This is a genomic window from Rhizobium centroccidentale (genome assembly GCF_030182565.1).
Taxonomy (GTDB): Bacteria; Pseudomonadota; Alphaproteobacteria; order Rhizobiales; family Rhizobiaceae; genus Rhizobium.
Genome location: NZ_JAQJCG010000071.1, coordinates 1 through 443, shown reverse-complemented (window position 1 = coordinate 443; position 443 = coordinate 1). Strand labels below are relative to the sequence as shown.

Annotated in this window: 1 protein-coding gene; it reads right to left on the bottom strand. The window is 40.0% G+C overall.

Annotated elements, in window-relative coordinates; all coding sequences use genetic code 11:
* Positions 1 to 344: plasmid mobilization protein MobA (mobA, locus tag PH562_RS30675; RefSeq protein WP_099717046.1), on the bottom strand; the 344-nt coding region annotated here is incomplete at its 3' end.
* Positions 345 to 443: the final 99 nt, after the last annotated feature.

The following is a 443-nucleotide window of genomic DNA, read 5'->3' as shown; positions in this document are numbered from 1 at the left end:
TTTTTATATATATCAGAAATTCGCTGTGTTACTTCTTTCATTTCAGCACAAAGTGAAATTATTTTATGCATCACATCCAGATACTCTTTGTCCTTCGGTCTCTTCCCTTTATCAAATAATTTCTTCTGCATCCGACCAAGTTGGATTAATTCATCTAAATATCTGGAAGGAACGCGCTGTTTTATTTCATTATTTAAGCTTGTTGTCCTTATATATTCTGAAATAGTCAGCCCTTCGCTCTTCGCTCGCCGTCTGATTTCGTTTGCGATTCTGTTATTTACTCTAAGGGTGATAACCTTAGTCCTCTGCCGTACTTCTGAACCGCTACGCTTATTTTTAGTCATCGCAATGATTCTCCATTTTGCACGTTTGGGGTGTCGGGGCTTGCCCTGACAGGAGGTATTCTCATGCAAGCGAATGTATTCGCGGTATGACGACTACAC